The following is an 18,956-nucleotide window of genomic DNA, read 5'->3' as shown; positions in this document are numbered from 1 at the left end:
TCAAACGATGAAGCTCTCTAGAAGCTGTCGACTCCAGCTCGTTAACTAGTAAAAGCTGGCGCCCTGATGCTTGCCGAGTTCAAGCGCATCGACCGCATCGTACTCACCAGCACCCCGCAGTATCTCCCTCCCCCTTCAAAGTCAGCCGCTATAGCGGCAAGGACGAAGTCATGTCTGAAGAAAACCAAGCTCCAGAATTCGAACTCAACGGCAACCAGCCGAGGCGTCCCGATCTGCGTTGCTACAGCATCGGCGATCAAGACTGGGTTGCCGCCGCCAGCGAGGACGACGCACGTCGCGTGCTTGCTGAAATGAACGGCGACGACCCGGCCGACTACGCGGATTGGGATGTTGAGCTGACCAGCGAAAAGACTCTCGACATGCAGTGGACAGATGAAGACCCGCCGTACGCCGAATGCGGGTGTCTTCGCGATTGGCTGGCTGAAGCAAGAGAGCCGACCTACCTGATGGGTACGGAGTGACTCCGTGATCCTAACAAGCTTTGCCGGCTACCGCGCTCAATCCCCCCAGCAGCGAAAAGAACCTCGAAACTTCTAACAACCTTCTGCCGCCACGCTCGGCATGGAGCAATACCTCATGGAAACCGAAATCCTCTCCGATGAGGAACTGGCCGAACTCACCGGCTACAAGGCCCGTGCCTACCAGCGCCGCTGGCTGATTGATCGCCAGTGGGTGTTCGTCGAAAGCCGCGGCAAGCGCCCACTGGTGGGCCGTATGTATGCCCGCATGAAGCTGGGCATCATCAGTCCCGCGATTGCCGACCCCAACCCGCCGTCGACCACACCGGTCTGGACACCTGACTTTTCACGAGTGAACTGATATGCGACCCCGCAAGACCGAAACTCGAAATTTGCCGCCTCGGATGTTCCAGTGGACGCGAACACGAAAAAGCGGAAAGGTTTGGATCGCCTATTACTATCTGGATATCACAGGCAAGGCGATCCCGCTGGGCAAGGATCTGGACTTGGCCAGGGTCAAATGGGCGGATCTGGAGGCCAAGGAAAAGCCACTCGATCTGCGCACGATGAAGGGGATTTTCGATCGGTATGTACGCGACATCATTCCGAAGAAAGCCCCGCGCACACAGAAGGACAACTTGGCAGAGATCAAGCAGCTACGGACGATGTTCTACAGCGCACCGATTGACTCGATCACGCCGGCGACGATTGCAGGCTACCGCGACGCCCGATCGGCGAAGGTACGGGCGAATCGGGAAATCGCCACCCTCTCCCATATTTTCAACATTGCTCGAGAATGGGGTCTGACGACGAAGGAAAATCCTTGTCAGGGAGTACGCAAAAATAAAGAGACACCGCGGGATTACTACGCGAACGACGTGGTTTGGGATGCGGTTTGCAGGAAGGCAGCCCAAGAGCTGAAGGACGCGATGGACCTGGCTTATCTGACTGGCCAGCGACCGGCAGATGTGCTGGTCATGAGAGCCGATGATATCCAGGGTGGATACCTCACCGTGCAGCAGAACAAGACGCACAAAAAGCTTCGCATCCAAATGACTGACGCCGGTGAATTGAACAGCTTGGGGCTGTTGATCAAAAGAATGGCTGAGCGCAACGCCCAGCATATTTGCAGCTATTTGATCGTAAGTGAGCGCGGCAAGCGCATGACCGCGAAGATGCTGCGCGACCGCTGGGACAAGGCCCGAGAAGAGGCCAAGAAAAAGGCGGAGGAACTGGGTGACACGCTACTGGATGAAAAAATCAACAGCTTCCAGTTCCGCGACATACGGCCTAAAGCCGCGTCAGAGATTCTCGACATTGGTGACGCAAGCCTGCTCCTTGGCCACACCAAAGGCGACATCACCGAACGCGTCTACCGGCGCGTCGGCGCCATTGCTAAACCATCGAAATAGCCCCAAAAACCGTTACAAAACTCAGAATACGCCCCTTGTAGAATGCGGGCTGTAGGGGTGTCAAAAAAAAATAAACGTATCGTAACGAAAATTGGGTCTTGAAAACCGTCGACTGTAACAGGTCCATGAGTTCGAATCCCATCGCCTCCGCCATATTTGATACGACAAAGCCCTGATTATTCAGGGCTTTGTCGTTTCTGCGAGATATGTTTGCGCAGCATCGTTTGCGCATCTGTTGAGTCATTTCACAGCAGCGCCTCGTACACCTGAGGCGCTGCTGCCCAGACAGCCAATGCGTACCCGCTCAGCCAAGCGACTCAAAGACAGCCTCCGCACGCTGTTGCACCGGCTCTTCAGGTCTGAACATTTGCTGCCAGGCGAGCTGCGCCTGGACCTTGGCCACCGAATCCAGCACTTTCTGCGCCCAGCGATCATCCTCGGGATGCACCACGACCACCCGGAAGCCATGATCCTTGCCTTCAATCTGCACGCCCTCCGAATCATCGACATGCAAGTCGATATCGAACGCTGGCGGATACTTGGAAGGCGCATTCGACATCCCGTGCGCCGTCAGCGCACGGTTGTGCAGCACGCTGTTGACCACGCCATCGACGCGGATACCGTACAGCGCCAACCAGCGCCTGATATAGGACGGCGTGCGCCCGGATGAGGTGTAGACCCAGACACTGCAATCCTGGCGACGCAGCTCTCGGATCAGCGATCGTGTGCCCATCCGCAACGGTTCACCCAGCCAGCGATGAATACAGGCCGGTAGTCGACTCTTCTCCACTGCGCAGTGGTGGAGCTGGCAAGCGAGCGTGTCATCGATATCGAACGAAATTCGTATGCGCTGACGTTCGAACAACTGCGGCAAAGCGCAGCGGATAGCCTGCCCTGCCCGGCTGCCGAAGGTTTTCAATCTGGCAAATGCTGGTGCCCAGTTCATCAATGGCCACCTTGAGAGAGAGGCAAAGGCTTGCCTTTGAGAAAGAACTTCATTGGATCGGGCGCCTGTTCTTCTAAGAATGCTGCATATTTTTTCTTGATCTTGGGCAATTCGTACAACGCCTTGACGCCATGCTTGGCGGAGTTGCGGATGACCGAAGACGGGTTGAAATAGCCCTCGGCGTTTTCCAGCGTCAACACGAATGGAGGCAGCCCCGCCCGCATGAGCAGGTAGCTCACAATGAGCGAGCCACTACGGTTATTGCCTTCGATAAACAGCTGCGGCTTGCTCAGAATGCGCACATAGACACCGGCTGCACGCTTCCAGACCGATTCACTGCGATACGCGCAATACCAGTTGTACAAGTCCTTGATGCCTCCCTCAACATTGTTGAAGAAGTGCGCCTCAGTGGCTGCCAGATGCTGGGCGTATTCCAGCCGGCGCGCCGGATCCCGGCCACAAAGCACTGTGGCATTGATCTCCAGCATCAGGTTCAGTTGCTGCAGATCGAACAGGTCGATGCCGCGGGCAACATATTCGTCAACCAACGCATAACCTTCAAGCACATTGTTCAGGACTTCGTCAGTGAACGGGTCTCGGGGCTCGGTGAAGTGCCGGCTGAGCTCGGCGAAACGGCTCTGCACGTTACGCAGTGCGCGTTCAATCGCAGGCAAATCAAGGCGATGCGTGGCAGGCATTGGAGCTCCTTGGAAACGCTTGGTAAATGTCCGCCGGTGCCCGCCAAATCCATTTGGCTTGTGCAGGTAGGCGGCCGTGACCGGTGCTGTGACTTAGCTGAACTTGCCGCTGATGTAATCGCCGGTCATCTGTTCACGCGGGTTGTCGAAGATCTGCGCCGTCGGGCCCATCTCGACCAGATAACCGGTGCGCGTGCCCTGGGAAATATCCACCGAGAAAAACGCTGTGGTGTCAGCAACACGGATGGCTTGCTGCATGTTGTGAGTGACCAGTGCGATGGTGTAGTCCTTCTTCAACTCGACCATCAACTCTTCGACGCGTCGGGTGGCGATCGGGTCCAGTGCCGAACAAGGCTCATCCAGCAGCAGGACTTCCGGCTCAGTGGCGATCGCCCGGGCGATACACAGGCGTTGTTGCTGGCCACCGGAGAGCGACAGGCCGCTGACCTTGAGCTTGTCCTTGACTTCGTCCCACAGCGCGGCGCCTTGCAGCGCATGCTTGACGCGGTCACCGATATCGCCCTTGTAGCGATTGAGGCGCAGACCAAACGCAACGTTGTCGAAGATGCTCATCGAAAACGGGTTTGGCTGTTGAAACACCATGCCGATGTAGCGACGTACGACCACCGGATCGACGCCCTTGCCATAGACATCCTGGCCGAGGAAATGCACATGGCCCTCAAAACGAAAGCCCTTCACCAGATCGTTCATCCGGTTGAGACTGCGCAGCACGGTGCTTTTGCCGCAGCCTGAGGGACCGATGAATCCGGTGATCTTGTTTTTCTCGATGGGCACGTGGCTGTCACGTACTGCCATGAAGTTGCCGTAGAAAATCTTGTCCAGTTTGCAGTCCATGACTACAGGCGCCTGGGTGACAAACGGAGCGGCAATTTGCGCAGTGGATACGTTCAAAATCAGATGCTCCCGTTCTTAATACTTGGGCTTGCCGAAAATCCGGCTGATGATGTTCACGAACAGCACGATCATCACCAGCACCAACGAGGCCGCCCATGCGAGCTCGAGCTGGTTATCGAAAGGCATGCCGGAGAAGTTGTAGATCAGCACCGCCAGCGAGGCAGTCGGATTCATGACATCGAGATTGCCCTGGTGGTAGATCCAGTAGTTGCTGAACAGCGCGGTAAACAACAAAGGTGCCGTCTCGCCTGCGGCACGCGCCACGGCGAGCATCACGCCAGTCAGGATCGCCGGCATGCCGGTCGGCAAGATGATTTTCCAGATGACCTGCGAGCGAGTGCAGCCCATGCCATAAGCAGCATCTTTCATGATCTTGGGCACCATCCGCATCGATTCTTCTGCGGTGAGCACCACGATAGGCAGCATCAGGACGGCGAGCGCCACGCCACCTGCCGGTGCCGAATACGTGCCAGTCGTCATTACTACCAAAGCGTAGGCAAACACCCCCGCCAGGATCGACGGCAGGCCCGTAAGCATCTTGGCGGCAAAACGCGCGGCGTTCCCCAGCTTGCTATCCGGCCCCAGTTCAGCCAGAAAAATGGCCGCCATGATCCCGACCGGCACCGCGATCGCTGCCGCGATACCGACCATCACAAAGGTACCCGCCATCGCGTTGCCGAAACCGCCGCCCATCTCGAAGCCGGTCGGCGGCAGTTCGGTGAAGACTTCCAGGTTAAGACGCGCGCCACCGCGGGTGATCAGCATGTAGAGCACGGAAATTAGCGGCACGCTGGCCAGCAAAGCACCTGCCCAGACCAGGGTGGTCAGGATCAGGCTGCGCAGCGCGCGGCCTTCGAACCTGCGTTGCAAACTGGGCATCGCACCGGTTGGCGCCGTCAGGTCTGTTGCTGCGGTCAGATCAGTCATCACTTGTTACCCCGTTGGGCGTACATCATGATCATCGAGCCGAAAATGTTCACGATCAGCGTAATCAACATCAGCACGAGCGCGGCATACATCAACACCTCGATCTCGTTCGGTCCGGCTTCGGGGAAGTTCAGCGCCAGCAGAGCGGCAAGCGTGTTGGCCGGTGCAAACAACGAGAGGGAAATGTTGTTGGCATTGCCGACCAGCATGGCCAGCGCCATCGTTTCACCCAGCGCGCGCCCCAGGCCCAGCACCAGAGAGCCGAAAATGCCGGTGGCAGCCGAAGGCACCATCACCTTGAGAATCGCTTCCCAATGGGTTGTACCCATGCCGTACGCGGCCTGTTTGGTTTTCATCGGCACAGCCGTAAGCGCGTCCTGCGAAACGGCGGCAATGGTCGGCAGAATCATGATGGCGAGCACCAGAGCTGCGGGCAGCAGGCCCGGACCGCTCAGGGACGTGCCGAAAAAGGGTATCCAGCCCAGCTCGCTGTTCAGCCAGGTCGTCAGCGGCCGAATCGCCGGAATCACCACATAGATCCCCCACAGGCCATAGACCACACTGGGGATGGCCGCGAGCAGTTCGACGATGGTGCGAAACAGCGCAGCGAGCTTGGTCGGCAGGAAATCCTGGGTCAGGAAAATCGCCATGCTCACGCCAAAGACACCGGCGATCAGCAACGCGATGAAGGCGCTGTAAAGCGTGCCCCAGATGGCCGGCAGGATGCCGTATTTGCCCTGGTTGACGTCCCACACACTGCCCAGAAGCACATCAAAGCCGTGCTTCTCCATACCGGGAAGTGCCTTGCGTCCGACTTCGAACACCAGTGCAAATACCAGCGCCAGAATCAGTACCACACCGATGCGTGCGAGCGCGCGGAAGGTGCGATCAACCAGGAAATCCTTCGTCGAAGGTGGCTGGCAGGCAGAGTCGGGATTAACCGGTACGACAAAAGGTTTGTTCATGGGCTAAGTCCGGAACAGGGGGAAAACTTTCCCGGCGTGGCGCAGACGCACACGCCGAGAGAGACCTCACGGCGTTACTGAATGTTGGCGGACGCTTTGCGAACCTGTTCGACGACCGATTGCGGCAACGGGATGTAACCCATCGAATCGGCAATCTTCTGCCCCTCGGTCAGACTGTATTCGACCATTTCACGCATGGCCTTGGCCTTGGCCGGGTTGCCATTGTCCTTGCGGAAAATCATCCAGGTATAAGAGGTGATCGGATAGGACTTGGCACCGTCCGGATCAGGCAGCCAGGCCACCAGGTTTTCCGGCATTTTCACCGCCGCCAGGGCCTCGGCACCGCTTTCGGCATTTGGTACTACGTAATTGCCAGCCTTGTTCTGCAACTGGGCAAAGTCGACCTTGGCCAGCTTCGCGAAGCCATATTCGATGTAACCAATCGCACCAGGGGTCTGGCGTACGGTAGCGGTTACGCCATCGTTTTTCGGCGATTTGATGAACTTGTCACTGGCCGGCCAGTTGACGGTGTTGCCCTCACCCAACGCCTGCTTGAACTCGGCGTTGACTGTTGCCAGGTGCTTGGTGAATACCGCGGTCGTACCGCTGGAATCTGCACGCACTACAACGGTGATCGGCGTATCGGAGAGTTTCAGGTCCGGGTTGGCTGCGACGATCTGCGGATCGTTCCAGCGCGTGATCTTGCCCAGGAAAATGTTGGAATAGACGTCGCGTGGCAGCTTCAGGCCCTTGGGATTGCCCGGCAGGTTATAGGCCAGCACGATTTCCCCGGCGGTCATTGGCAGCAACTGCACGCCTTCGGCGACCTTGGCGATATCTTCGTCTTTCATTGCCGAGTCACTGGCAGCGAAATCCACGGTTTTGTTCAAGAAGTCCTGTACGCCCGCGCCACTGCCCTTGGATTGGTAATCGACAGTGACGCCATCGGATTTCTTGCTGAAATCCTTGAACCAGGTCAGGTAGATCGGCGCCGGGAAACTTGCTCCGGACCCCGTCAGGCGAACATTTTCTGCTGCAAATGAGGCCGAGGTGGCACAAAGAGATACCGCAATGGCGAGCGCAGCAGACTTCATCAAACTTTTCATTAAATGACACCTAGTGATTACGGGCTCCCGAACTCTGCAGCAGTTTTGTGACGATTTCATGAAAGCAAAGTGGCAAGCGTTACCCTCATGGTCCGCAGCAGCGCCTATGGATGTAATCGGCTTCCGGGTTTCGAAAAATCGAATCTTCCTGTGCCGGACTTGTCACTACCCCCTGATCCCGAGCAGTCACGTGCCAGGTTCACATTGCAAAAACGCTACTTTTCCCCAGCCTTTATGGCCCTCAACCGGAAATGGCGTTAGCATTTCACTCATTCGGCTGAACAAGCCTGTTTATTCAGATCAGGGTTGCATTGTGGAAAAGCTAAAACGCCTTCAAAGCGGGATCGAAGGGCTCGACGCGCTGCTTCAGGGGGGCTTTGTCGCGGGCGCCTCGTACATCATTCAAGGGCGTCCGGGCTCCGGCAAGACCATCCTTGCCAATCAGCTCGGATTTCACCACGCCCGAAACGGCGGCCGTGTGCTGGTCGCCACGTTGCTGGCCGAGTCCCACGACCGTCTGTTCCAGTTTCTGTCGACCATGAGTTTCTTCGACGCCTCGCGAGTCGGCGCGGAAATTCAGTTTGTAAGCGCCTTCGATACGCTGGAAAACGAAGGCCTTGATGAAGTCGTGAAGCTGCTTCGGCGCGAAATCACCCGGCAGAAGGCGACCGTCATGGTCGTCGACGGCCTGCTCAACGCACGTTCCAAAGCCGACTCGCCGATCGATACGAAAAAATTCATCTCTGAACTGCAAGGCCATGCCGCATTTGCCGGTTGCACCGTGCTGTTCCTGACCAGCTCGCGCCTGGACGACGGCAGCCCCGAGCATACGATGGTCGACGGCGTCATCGAAATGGGCGAAGAGCTGTTCGGTACCCGTTCGGTACGGCGCATTCATTTGCGCAAGACTCGCGGCAGCGGCGCGTTGACCGGTCTTCACGAGTGCGAGATCACCGATAACGGCCTGGTCGTCTACCCGCGCCTCGAAAGTCTCTACAAGCGCCCTTCCGCCCCTGACAGCGCGGACATGACGCGCATCCCAAGCGGCATTGCTTCACTGGATGACATCCTCGGTGGTGGCTTGCACAGCTCCAGCGTGACGCTGGTCATGGGGCCTTCCGGGATCGGCAAGACCACGCTGGGTCTGAAGTTCATCGCACAGTCGACGGCCGAAGCGCCGGGCCTGCACTTCGGCTTCTATGAAAGCCCGCAGCGGCTGCGGCTGAAAGGCCGTTCGCTGGGCATTGATATCGAACACATGGAACACAGCGGTGCGCTGAGCATTGCCTGGCAGCCAACTACCGAAGGCTTGCTGGACGGCCTCGGCGCACGCCTGCTGAGCCTGGTCGATGAAAAAGGCATCAAGCGCCTGTTCATCGATAGCCTCAGCGGCATGACTCGGGTTTCAACCACACCGGAACGCATCACCGACTTTTTCAGCGCGCTGATGAATGAGCTGCGATCCAGAGGCGTTACGGTGTTCGCCTCATGGGAAATGCGCGATTTGTTCGGCTCCGAGGTCAGCGCACCGAACTCCGACCTGTCCAGTATTGTCGACAACCTGATGCTCATGCGTTTCTTTGAGAATCACGCTGAACTTCACAGGACGCTTTCCATTCTCAAGATACGTGATAGCTCCTACAACCCGTCGCGGTTCGAGGTGGTTATCCGTGATCAAGATGTGTTCCTGGAAAAGGCTTTGAAAAATGAACCTTCAGTCACAGCTGAGTCATTGCCTGGTTCAATTTCGTAAGTCTGCAAGCGGGTTGAAATAACATGACCACCATCCTGGTAGTCGACGACGAGTATCTGATTGCTGACATTCTTGGCTTTGCGCTTGAGGATGAGGGCTTCATGACTGTGACCGCGAGCAATGGCAAGAAAGCGCTCGAGGTGCTGGAAAGAGAACGTCCGGCGCTGGTTATTACCGACTTCATGATGCCGGTCATGGACGGCCTCGAATTCGCCGAAGCCGTGCGTGCCCAGCCGTCCGTCAAACACTTGCCGATCATTCTCATGAGTGGCGCGCAAGCGCACATCGGCATGCAGCGTTCGGATCTGTTTGATGTGGTGGTGCCCAAGCCGTTTGATATTGCGGTGATTGTGGCTGAGGTGAAGAGGCTGTTGGGCTCATAGATACTCGACGACAAAGGCAATTTCGGCATTGGCATCGCCCGCTCGCATTTGCGCATTGGAAGGCTCGATGCGCACGAAGCGGGCTTGCAAGGAAACGGATGCATTACCACCGCTCGATGTTGGCGCTTTCATTATGTAATTCTGGTTCAGCTTGAGTATCGTCCTGTCACTGAAGCGCATCTGCAATGCCAGCCCTTTGGCAGTGGAATTACTGTTGAGGTGTACCACGCCGGTATCAGCGCTCCATGCAGGGCTGCCCGCAGTGGGCGAAAAGGAGTACCTGAAGTTATTGATTCCGGGAGGACAGTTTTTCATATCAAGAAAGAAATATTTCTCCTTGGCATAGTCACCGTTCTGCAAAAAATCGCTCATGGTGTAGCTGCCCATATCCACTTTCACATCAGGTGTTTCACAAGACTGCGAGACGATCCGCGTGCCATTTGTATTCATTGCCAGAGGCTCGATTTCTGCAGCGACGAAGGTCCCAAGTTGGCCTGAGGGTATCGTCGCACTGCCGGAAATAGTTCCCGTCTTTACAAAACGCAAGATGTGCTCAGAACCATTCCAACCCCAACCGCCAGCAGTGTCGGTAGTTCCTGGAAAGCCTTTCCACGCTTTCCCCGATGGCGGTCGGACCCATTGCCAGCCGATTCCGGTATTTCCGATAGGAAAAATCTCCGCGCCCGGCTGAGTAACGCCGACAGTATTGCGTACACCTTCGTTGTGTACCGCAGAGCACCTGAATGAGCTGGGTATGGCGCCCAGGGTCACGATCGGGCTTTCATAGATAACCGTGCCGTTGGGCGTGTCACGAGGCACCGAGATCGTGGCTGGAAGAACCACCCTGACACTGCCCTTGGAATGGTCGGGATAAAATTCGCAAACTGCAGCCATTGCGTTAAATGGCAGTAAATACAAAAAACCGACAATTAAAACATGGGAAAACTTCATAGCAATCTCTCTGAACTCGCCGTGTTTGCAAACATTTGAATGGCGGACGATTGCGTGAACTATCAGCAGTAAACGCCACCAAAGCGGCAGCAGACGATAATGAAAAAAAGGAGCTTGAGCAAAAAGTTTATTTATTCGCAAACAAGACAATTCTCATGGACCCACAAGAAACTTTAGATAGTCGGTTTAAACAAGAAGCCTTCTGCGAATTCGTTAACAAATGTTAGCCGTTATCGACATACGCAAATAGAGCACAATTTAAGACTCGTCTTAAAGGCCCAGCGAATCGAGGTTATTACACTGTCTACTCTTGATAGGAGAAACGATTCCGTGAGAGCCCTCGATACCCTCAATAGCTCAAAACCCCAGAGCAACGCCGCCATCTACTGCCTGACCATTCTTGCGCTGGCACTGATCGCCATGACTGTGGTCGCCGGCTACCAACTCAATGAACTGTTTCCACTGAAGGCTGTGGTGCAACAACAGGAGGTCCAACTCACCCAGCGCGCCGATGCAATCCAGTCGATGAGCGCAGAACTGAAGCGCCTGGCGGAACAGAAACAGGTTTTGGAAGCCGACCTGCTTAGCGCAAAGGAACAGGCGAAGGCCGCTGAGCACGCAAAAACCGAACTCGAAAACAATCGACAGGCAGCCCTGACCAGCGCGGCGTTAGAGGATGAAGATTCACTGTGCGCGATCATCGAGCAAAACATCCGACTTGTTGCGGACCAACTCAATCGCGACGATTTCTTCCGCCTGCGTGATGAGCGCGAAGCTGAAGCCGAAGCGGTACTTGAAAGCTATGAAAAACAACTCGCCAGCTGCATTGAGCAGTTGACAGCACAAACCGCATCGCCAGCACAAACTGACTCTGCACCCCATGCGCAAGACTTTGCTGCGCCGATCGAGCGCTGATCAAAAAGCCCTGATAGCCAGGGCTTTACGTTTACTGATTAAAGTTTGAATTCCTTGGTCAATTTGTTCAGCGACGCCGCCAATTGCGACAGCTCCGCCGATGCGACTGCGGTCTGTTTCGATCCCTCTGCGGTTTCACACGAAAGGTCGCGAATGCTGATCAGGCTGCGATCCACTTCACGCGCAACCTGAGCCTGCTCTTCTGCAGCGGTTGCCATCAGCAGGTTTCGCTCGTTGATGAGATTCAGCGAGCCAGTGATGTCGGTCAGCACTTCGCCGGCGATATTGGCCATTTCGAGCGTTCTCTCGGCCTGAGCGCGGGTGTGGCTCATGGAGGAAACTGCGCGGCTGGTGCCCGACTGAATGGAGCTGACCATGGACTCGATGTCCTCGGTCGACTTCTGAGTACGCTGCGCCAGCCCTCTCACCTCATCGGCAACCACGGCAAAACCGCGACCCGCCTCCCCCGCCCGCGCTGCTTCGATCGCTGCGTTCAAGGCAAGCAGATTGGTTTGTTCGGCAACCTCTCGGATAACGTCCAGCACGCTGCTGATATCGCTCGCCATGGTCGATAGCGCCTGCACCTCAGCCGAGGTGCTGTGCACGCTGGACACCATCAGGTTGATTGCGGCTACCGTGTCGCTGACCTGGCTTCGACCGGCGACGGCTGCGGCACTTGATTCCGACGTCAACTGCGAGGTCGATGCGGCGTTGTCTGCAACCTGCTCCACCGCTGCACTCATTTCAGTGACGGCGGTGGCGGCCATTTCGATTTCATGGCTCTGACGTTGAGTGATACGCGAGATATCTTCAGTGACGCCGTGCATGACCTCCGAGGTCTCGGCCAACTGCGTGGACGAATCACGGATCATGATCAAGGCATCTCGCAGGCTGGTTTGCATCGCCGCCAATGACGACAGCATTTGCGCCGCCTCATCAGAGCCATCCAGCGCAATGGTTTCGCTCAGATCATTGGCGGCGATGCATTCCGCCACCCTTAGCGAGCCTGCAATGGGTACCGTCAGGCTGCGGGTATACAACACGGCCAGGGCCAACGAAGCACCGATCGCGATGAGAATGAACACACTGACGATCAACAGCGTGTGCTCATAGACATTGTCGGCCTGCTTGCCCGCCTCATAAGCTTCTATTTCGTTGAGTGCAATCAGCTTCTTGAGCGCGACTTGTACACCATCCGAGGCAGCACGCATCTGATTCTTTGACAACGCAATGGCCGCTTCAAGCTGCCCGTTCGCCACGGTTTGAAGGTATTGGTCCTGCGCCTGATCGTTGACCTTCTGTGCTTTGGCAAACTCCTCGAACGCCTCGCGCCCAGCGTCAGTGGCCAGCAGATCAATGAGCGCTTGCTGATGTTTTTTGATCAGCTGACGCGACTGCTGAATGTCCATCAGGGCTTGCGCCTTGCGCTCAGGGGTTTCGATGGGATTGCGCAAGCGAGCGTTGTTGCCCTTGATTTCGACGAACTCTCGATCGAGTTGGCCGAGCAGCTTGATACTCGGCACGATCGTCGTCTCGACGTACGTTTCTGCCTTGTTGAGCAAGTCGACTTGCTGCAGAGCGATCAATCCGATCGCGATAATCATGAGACAGAACAAGCCGAAACACAGCGCCGAACGAGGCGCGAGATTGAGTTTACGAAGCAGCATGATGCCTTACCTTAGAGTGTATTCAAGACAATGGGGCAAACGAGTGGGCGGCACAGCAGGCGCTGGGCAATAGCACCTCAGCGTCTACGTGGATCATCGCGGGAAGGTGAAGCAGCTAGCGGTTTGCGCACGAAGAGAGTGTGGAGTCGGTCGAGGCCGGCTCCGCAAGTTCCTTGAGCGCCGGGTCGGCCAGCATCAGAAAATCTGCCAGGCGCGGCAGATTGATTTTCGAGACCAGGCGCATCCAGCGTTGCGGATGCGGGTTGAAGAAGGTCTTCGACCACTGGTGATCATCGTTGGGATTGAAAATCAGCAGATGACGAATCAGCGGGTTTTCCCCGAAAAAGTCGAGCGGATCCATCGCCATTTCGCTGAGCAACTCAGCATTGACGACGACCAGGCTCAACCGTTGAGGGCAGTAATACGTCAGTATTTTCAGGTCACGATAAGTGCAAACGTTCAAGACGCTGAGACAGCCCAGCTTGTTGAACTGCTGTTCGATTGACAGACCTCTGCGCACATCGCTATCGGCGATCAGGATCCGCAAGGATCGACTGCGGTTATTTTCAAGAAACATCGGACACCTTTGGCAGCTCCATTCTTCCTTTCAAGAAAATAACCAAGGGCCAACCTGCCTGATATGAGACTTGTCTCAAAAATGAACGCAGGGATAGATGATAAAAAGCCACACCTTGACGACAGCCCAAGCGATCGGCGCATGGTCTGGCTCAGAAAGTGTTGAAGGAGGGATTTTGCAACGCAGGGGAGTGGCGACAAGCCAGAAGCGCGGGACGGTTCTGTGCGAACCAGACAATTCTCATTATTAACGCCCCTTTTTGTCAGTAACCTTGAAACAAGGGGCGCAGACTCATTCTTTCCAAGCCATCAAGGCAGCGTCATCGTCACTACGTAATTACCGCTCGTTATCTGGTGACCCTTGTTGTCCGTGAGCAGCAAGCGCTGGTCGTAATAATCGTCCTGCTCATGAGTATCGGCAATCACCTTCACAAACACCTGCTGGCGCGACTCACCTCGCCCTGCCGCACTGACGTTGTTCACGGTAAAAATCTGCCCGGTGCTTGCCTGGGGGCAATCAAGCAACTCGACAGAAGAATGGCTGGCGCCACTGGCAATGCAACTTGCCTCGACAATTCGACCGCTGAAGCGAATCACTCCGCTGACCGGCGCAGACTGGGCTGCGCTGACGGTGTCAAAACCGAGCAGGCAAAGGCAGGCAATCAATAAAGGACGTCGAATGATCATCGCGAAACTCCATGGTTATTACCAAGGTATCGCCCGCTGCAAAATGATCTTTAACGTCAGCTTTAATGCAAGGCCAGTCGGATGGTCATGAGCCGATACGTTTACAGCTCGATCCGTTTGATTTTCTTGATCAGATCAGCCTGTGCATGCTCCAGCTTCAATGCACTGCGATTGAGGTCCAGCGGATCGATAACAGGCGCCTCGCACTCGGCTTCAAGCTCGTTACACGCCTCAATGACCTGATGCTCGGCAACAATGCGCGCCGCCCCCTTGATGCGGTGCGCCAGGTCAGCCAACAGCCCGGGATCGCTTTCGGGTATTAGCGAATGCAACTCCTCCAGATCCTTTTCGCAACTCGACAGCGCCTCGCGCAGAAGTTCTTTCATCATGTCGAGATCGCCTCCGGTGAGCTCGTCAAGACGCTCGCGAATCGAACCCAGCTCCTTGATAGTCGCCGCAGGCGGGCTTTCAAATGGCTGGGTTTCAACATTTTTTTCCCAGCCTGCAAGCATGATCGACAAGGTGCCGAGACTGATCGGTTTGAACAGACAATCATCCATCCCGGCCTCCCGGCATTTCACTTTTTCTTCCGGCTGCGCGTTGGCCGTGAAGCCCAGTACGATGCACGGCGATCCACCACTTTCGCGTTCGTCCTGGCGAATGGTGCGGGCCAGCTCATAGCCGTTCATGACCGGCATGTTGCAGTCCGTGATCACAATGTCGAACGGCTCCGAGCGCCACAGCGCCAATGCCTGGGCACCGTCGGCGGCATCACGCACCGCCTGGCCAAGGAAACTCAGCTGCTGCGTCAACAGCAGGCGGTTGGCGCTCTGGTCATCGACTACGAGAATCCTGAGTGTCGGTACCGGTTTGTCCTGAACAACCGAAACAGGCAGCACTTTGCCGCCAAGCGGGCTGAGAATATTGAAGAACAGCGACACTTCCAGGCAGGTGCCTTTGCCAAGCGTACTGGTAATGTTCAGCCGCCCGCCCATCAATTCGCACAATGAACGGGAGATCGCCAGTCCCAGACCGGTGCCGCCTCTGCTGGAGGGGCCATGATTGGCTTGGGAAAACGGCTGGAACAGATTCTGCAGATCGGCGCTGGAAATGCCGATGCCGGTGTCCTCGACCTTGAGGTCGACCTGTAAGCGTTCGTCAGCGAGACGTTGGCCGCGAATCGAGACGGTGACATGACCGGTGTCGGTAAACTTGATCGCGTTGCCCACCAGGTTCGAGAGCACCTGCTGGAAGCGCATCGGATCAACCAATACGTCACAGCCGACAGTGGCGTCGATGTCGAGCTTAAGCACCAGACTCTTCTGCCTGGCCAAGCCGTCGAACACCCGCGCCACGGATTCGACCAATTCGCGCAGGTTGGCACGTTTCGGCGAAAGGCTGACATGGCCCGATTCGATGCGTACCACATCGAGGATATCGCCGATCAGTTCCAGCAGACCTTTTGCCGAGTCGTATGCCACTTCAATCGCCGGCCGATCGAAGTGTCCCTGCTCGGCACGCTTGAGGGTAAGTTCGAGCATGCCGATCACGGCGCTCATCGGCGTACGGATTTCGTGGCTCATGGTCGCCAGGAACGTGGTTTTGGCGCGGCTCGACTCGTCAGCCAGCTCTTTCGCCGAACGCAACTCCTCGATGAGTTCACGGCGTTCGCTGATATCGATCCAGCCGCAGATCACGCCTCTGACTTCACCCGCCGTGTCGTGATACGGCTGGATCCAGTGGTAAATGATCAGCCGCGTATCACCGACATGCAGCGTGCGATCCACCTCGTAAGGTTCGTCCTGCTCGATGACGCGCAGGTAGTCGTCGTGAAATTGCAACGCCTCCTGACGATTGCGCTTGCCGCTTTCGAGCACGGTCTTGCCGATCACGTCCTTTTCCAGCAGGCCAAATGTTTGCAGATAATTATTATTGCAGGTGACAAGCCGACCTTCACGATCACGTACGTAGATGGGATGCGGCGTGCCGTTGATCAACGCGCCCATGAACTTCAACTGATCGCCCAGCAAGCGCTCTGCCCGGCTGCGTTCGCGGATCTGCCGGCGAATATAGAAATTCCACGCCAGCGATCCCAGGATAATCAGGAACGCGCCAGCGCTGATCTGGTAGATCAGCGCCTTGTAATCGCGCCACGACAAACCCGAAAACGCTGCAATGGGACGCCACCTGTTGAGGATTACGTCCAGCTCATCCGGCGGAATGCTCAGCAGCGCCTTGTTCAGAATGCTGACCAGTTCGGTATCGGCACGCCGCGCGGCGAAAGCGAGGAAGCCTTTGTTCATGCCGACGATGTTGGAGATACGCAAGCTGTCGCTGTAGATGTGGGCGATGTAGTAGCGCGCACTGTGCAACGTGGTAATCATCGCGTCCGCTCGACCGTCCTTCACGTCAGCCAAGGCGCCCAGAACTGTTTCGTTATCAACGATCTCGATGTCGGGGTAGTCCTTGAGCAGCTCACGCTCAGCCGAACTTTCGGGCACTGCGACGCGCTTGCCGCGCAGCTCCTGCAGGCTTGAAGGCGCGCCTGCGTCCTTGGTGGTGACGATCACAAAGGGGCTGGCAAGGAACGGATGAGTGAAACGCATGCCGACTTCCCGCGAGACCGTTGGTGTCAGCAGAGAAATATCCGCGCTGCCATCCAGCAGACGCGTGCTCAGACTGGAAAAGCTGTCGGTGCGCTCGACATTGATCTGCAAGCCGGTACGCCGCTGGATGAGCTCGAGCAGATCAGCGCCGATCCCGCCAAAGTTGCCGTCACCATCAAAGAATGCAAACGGTGCCTGATCGTCATTGATCACGAACCGCGCGACCGGATGCAGCTCAAGCCAACGTGCTTCGCCGGGTGTCAGGTCAATGCGTTTGGGCGTCAGCGCCCCGCCGCCGCCCGACCAGCGCTTGGTAATTTCGGCAATCTTCGCATCACCCAGCGACTCGAGGGTCGAATCGATCAGACGCAGCAATTGGTCGTTGCCCCGGCGCAAGGCAAAGCTGAAACCGCTGGTTTGGGTTTTGACGAAAGAGTGCAGCCGCACATAGTTGAAGTAGTTGAGGTTGATCAGGTAATTGCTCGACACCGTATCGCCGAGAAACAGGTCGACCTTGCCAAAAGCCAGCGCAGCCAGTGCCAACTCGTTCGATGGAAAAAGCACGAATTCGGCGTTGGGGTATAACGCGTGTAATTGACTGGAAGGCAGGTAATCGTCGGCAACCGCAATACGCAAACCGGCCAGATTGGCCGGCATCGGGCGCCGATCATCACCGCGCATGAACATTGCCGGCACGTCTTCGACATAAGGCTTACTGAGCGTGACGAGGCCGTCGATCAACTCGAAACTGTTGGAACTGCCCAGCATGTCGATGTCGCCACGCTCGAGCGCCGCCATGGCGTCGCGACGGTCGGGATAAGCCTTGACGGTAACTTCGACATGCAAGGCCTGACCGATAATGCAGGCGATGTCGGCGGCTATTCCCTCGTACCGCGTACCGCTGGCGGTCATGACATAAGGCGGGAAATCCGGAAGCGCCGAGCCCAGCACCAGACTGCGCTTCTGCCGCAGCCAACTCCAGTCTTCATTGGCCAGATCGACCTGTAGCTCCTTGCAGTCAGACCGACCGAACACCTGCAGAGTGCGCGGCTCTGCTGCCCACAACGACCCGCTACCGAACATGACAAGCACACTGACTAGCAAAACACCGCGCAACAGATGAAACATAAGCGAGTTATCCCTGGTTGTCCGCCGTCAGGCTGTGCTGCAACTTGAACAGCTCCGCATCACCACGAATGCCAAGCTTTTTGAAAGCGGCCTGTTTTTGCCCGCTGATGGTTTTGCGACTGCGCGAGAACTTCAAAGCGATCTGCGTCACTCCCATCCCCTCGAGGCAGCAGCGCAATACTTCTTTTTCTTTCGGTGACAGAAGAGGATTACTGAGGAAGTCGTCGCCGTGCGCCGCGCCATCGTCATTGGCACCAGCAGGTTCGTCGACCGACGCAGGCAGCACATCGAGTTCGAAGGCCATTTCCGGCGAAAGATACAACTGGCCGGACGCAGCACTGCGGATGGCGGTGATCAGGTCATCGACCGACTGCGACTTGCCGAAGAATCCGCTGACGCCCGCCCCGATCGCCATATTCACTACCGCCGGGCGCTCTTCGGAAGATGAGACAAGGATGCGCATGCCCGGATATTGCTTGCGCAGCAGGCGGATCAGATTGAGCCCGTCCAGCTCCCCATCGTGCAGTTTGTAATCGAGTATCAGCAGGTCGATGTCGATTTCGCGCAATCCGGTGAGCAACTGCGCGCTGCTGCCATACACACCTACGACACTGAACTCGGCTTCGCGCGTCAGCCGCGACTTCATCGCCAGACGTATGAGCGAGTGATCATCAAGGATGGCAACGCGTAACGGATTCACGACTGACCAATGCATGAACAGCTCCATGATGAAGAGTGTTGGAGGACCATCAGCACTTGGCAACCGCAGCAAATCCCGGGCATCACCGAAGCATTCAGGTGCATCTGATTGATTTCTCGGCACATGATGAGTGTTTTGAAGG

18 protein-coding genes are annotated in these 18,956 nt (G+C 56.5%); 6 read left to right on the top strand and 12 right to left on the bottom strand.

What is annotated here, in order from left to right; translation table 11 throughout:
* Positions 1-170: 170 nt before the first annotated feature.
* From ASG55_RS09095 to ASG55_RS09085, 3 genes are all read left to right on the top strand, one after another.
* Complete coding sequence (locus tag ASG55_RS09095; protein ID WP_056785696.1) at positions 171-482, top strand: hypothetical protein; 312 nt, start codon at positions 171-173, stop codon at positions 480-482.
* 115 nt (positions 483-597) lie between these two features.
* The gene (locus ASG55_RS09090) at positions 598-840 is read left to right on the top strand and encodes a DUF4224 domain-containing protein (protein ID WP_056785694.1); all 243 of its coding nucleotides are present in this window, start codon (positions 598-600) and stop codon (positions 838-840) included.
* Position 841: 1 nt separating this feature from the next.
* Entirely contained in the window at positions 842-1,891 is a 1,050-nt protein-coding gene (locus tag ASG55_RS09085; RefSeq protein WP_056785692.1) for a tyrosine-type recombinase/integrase, read from the top strand.
* Positions 1,892-2,195: 304 nt separating this feature from the next.
* On the opposite strand, the gene ASG55_RS09075 is transcribed toward ASG55_RS09085, so the two are convergent.
* The 6 genes from ASG55_RS09075 to pstS form a co-directional block, all read right to left on the bottom strand.
* Positions 2,196-2,837 (bottom strand): hypothetical protein, encoded by a 642-nt coding sequence (locus ASG55_RS09075; RefSeq protein WP_056785689.1) that lies wholly within the window; start codon positions 2,835-2,837, stop codon positions 2,196-2,198.
* A complete protein-coding gene (locus tag ASG55_RS09070) occupies positions 2,837-3,535 on the bottom strand; it encodes a hypothetical protein (protein WP_056785687.1) in 699 nt (232 codons plus the stop codon). The genes ASG55_RS09075 and ASG55_RS09070 overlap by 1 nt, the downstream gene beginning before the upstream one ends.
* 93 nt (positions 3,536-3,628) lie before the next feature.
* A complete protein-coding gene (gene pstB, locus ASG55_RS09065) occupies positions 3,629-4,390 on the bottom strand; it encodes a phosphate ABC transporter ATP-binding protein PstB (protein ID WP_016774591.1) in 762 nt (253 codons plus the stop codon).
* Positions 4,391-4,465: 75 nt separating this feature from the next.
* A complete protein-coding gene (pstA, locus tag ASG55_RS09060) occupies positions 4,466-5,377 on the bottom strand; it encodes a phosphate ABC transporter permease PstA (RefSeq protein ID WP_016774590.1) in 912 nt (303 codons plus the stop codon).
* Positions 5,377-6,342 (bottom strand): phosphate ABC transporter permease subunit PstC, encoded by a 966-nt coding sequence (gene pstC, locus ASG55_RS09055; protein WP_024012838.1) that lies wholly within the window; start codon positions 6,340-6,342, stop codon positions 5,377-5,379. Before pstC ends, pstA begins: the two co-directional genes overlap by 1 nt.
* A 74-nt stretch (positions 6,343-6,416) precedes the next feature.
* On the bottom strand, positions 6,417-7,448 hold the full coding sequence (gene pstS, locus ASG55_RS09050) for a phosphate ABC transporter substrate-binding protein PstS (RefSeq protein ID WP_051600442.1): 1,032 nt from the start codon (positions 7,446-7,448) through the stop codon (positions 6,417-6,419).
* 313 nt (positions 7,449-7,761) lie between these two features.
* Between pstS and ASG55_RS09045 the strand changes: the two genes are divergently transcribed.
* Together ASG55_RS09045 and ASG55_RS09040 are read left to right on the top strand one after the other, a co-directional pair.
* Positions 7,762-9,201, top strand: coding sequence for an ATPase domain-containing protein (locus tag ASG55_RS09045; RefSeq protein ID WP_041478782.1), 1,440 nt, complete (start codon positions 7,762-7,764; stop codon positions 9,199-9,201).
* Between the two features lie 23 nt (positions 9,202-9,224).
* Entirely contained in the window at positions 9,225-9,584 is a 360-nt protein-coding gene (locus ASG55_RS09040; protein WP_016774585.1) for a response regulator, read from the top strand.
* On the opposite strand, the gene ASG55_RS09035 is transcribed toward ASG55_RS09040, so the two are convergent.
* The gene (locus ASG55_RS09035) at positions 9,579-10,535 is read right to left on the bottom strand and encodes a fimbrial protein (protein WP_056785684.1); all 957 of its coding nucleotides are present in this window, start codon (positions 10,533-10,535) and stop codon (positions 9,579-9,581) included. The two genes, ASG55_RS09040 and ASG55_RS09035, sit on opposite strands and share 6 nt — an antisense overlap.
* 330 nt (positions 10,536-10,865) lie before the next feature.
* Between ASG55_RS09035 and ASG55_RS09030 the strand changes: the two genes are divergently transcribed.
* Positions 10,866-11,450, top strand: a complete 585-nt coding sequence (locus ASG55_RS09030; RefSeq protein WP_056785683.1) for a hypothetical protein — start codon at positions 10,866-10,868, stop codon at positions 11,448-11,450.
* Positions 11,451-11,488: 38 nt separating this feature from the next.
* On the opposite strand, the gene ASG55_RS09025 is transcribed toward ASG55_RS09030, so the two are convergent.
* The 5 genes from ASG55_RS09025 to ASG55_RS09005 all read right to left on the bottom strand — a co-directional run bounded on the left by ASG55_RS09025 (position 11,489) and on the right by ASG55_RS09005 (position 18,829).
* Positions 11,489-13,117: a methyl-accepting chemotaxis protein gene (locus tag ASG55_RS09025; protein WP_056785681.1), complete on the bottom strand. Its 1,629-nt coding sequence runs from the start codon at positions 13,115-13,117 to the stop codon at positions 11,489-11,491.
* Between the two features lie 115 nt (positions 13,118-13,232).
* The gene (locus ASG55_RS09020; RefSeq protein ID WP_056785680.1) at positions 13,233-13,694 is read right to left on the bottom strand and encodes a hypothetical protein; all 462 of its coding nucleotides are present in this window, start codon (positions 13,692-13,694) and stop codon (positions 13,233-13,235) included.
* A 308-nt stretch (positions 13,695-14,002) separates the two neighbouring features.
* Positions 14,003-14,380: a type 1 fimbrial protein gene (locus ASG55_RS09015; protein WP_016774580.1), complete on the bottom strand. Its 378-nt coding sequence runs from the start codon at positions 14,378-14,380 to the stop codon at positions 14,003-14,005.
* 101 nt (positions 14,381-14,481) lie between these two features.
* Positions 14,482-18,114, bottom strand: coding sequence for a transporter substrate-binding domain-containing protein (locus tag ASG55_RS09010; protein ID WP_056785678.1), 3,633 nt, complete (start codon positions 18,112-18,114; stop codon positions 14,482-14,484).
* A 7-nt stretch (positions 18,115-18,121) separates the two neighbouring features.
* A complete protein-coding gene (locus ASG55_RS09005) occupies positions 18,122-18,829 on the bottom strand; it encodes a response regulator transcription factor (RefSeq protein WP_041478777.1) in 708 nt (235 codons plus the stop codon).
* Positions 18,830-18,956 lie beyond the last annotated feature (127 nt).

Source organism: Pseudomonas sp. Leaf434 (assembly GCF_001425545.1).
Lineage (GTDB): Bacteria > Pseudomonadota > Gammaproteobacteria > Pseudomonadales > Pseudomonadaceae > Aquipseudomonas > Aquipseudomonas siliginis.
The sequence above is the reverse complement of the archived record's forward strand: the minus strand, read 5'-3'. Positions and strand labels throughout refer to the sequence as shown.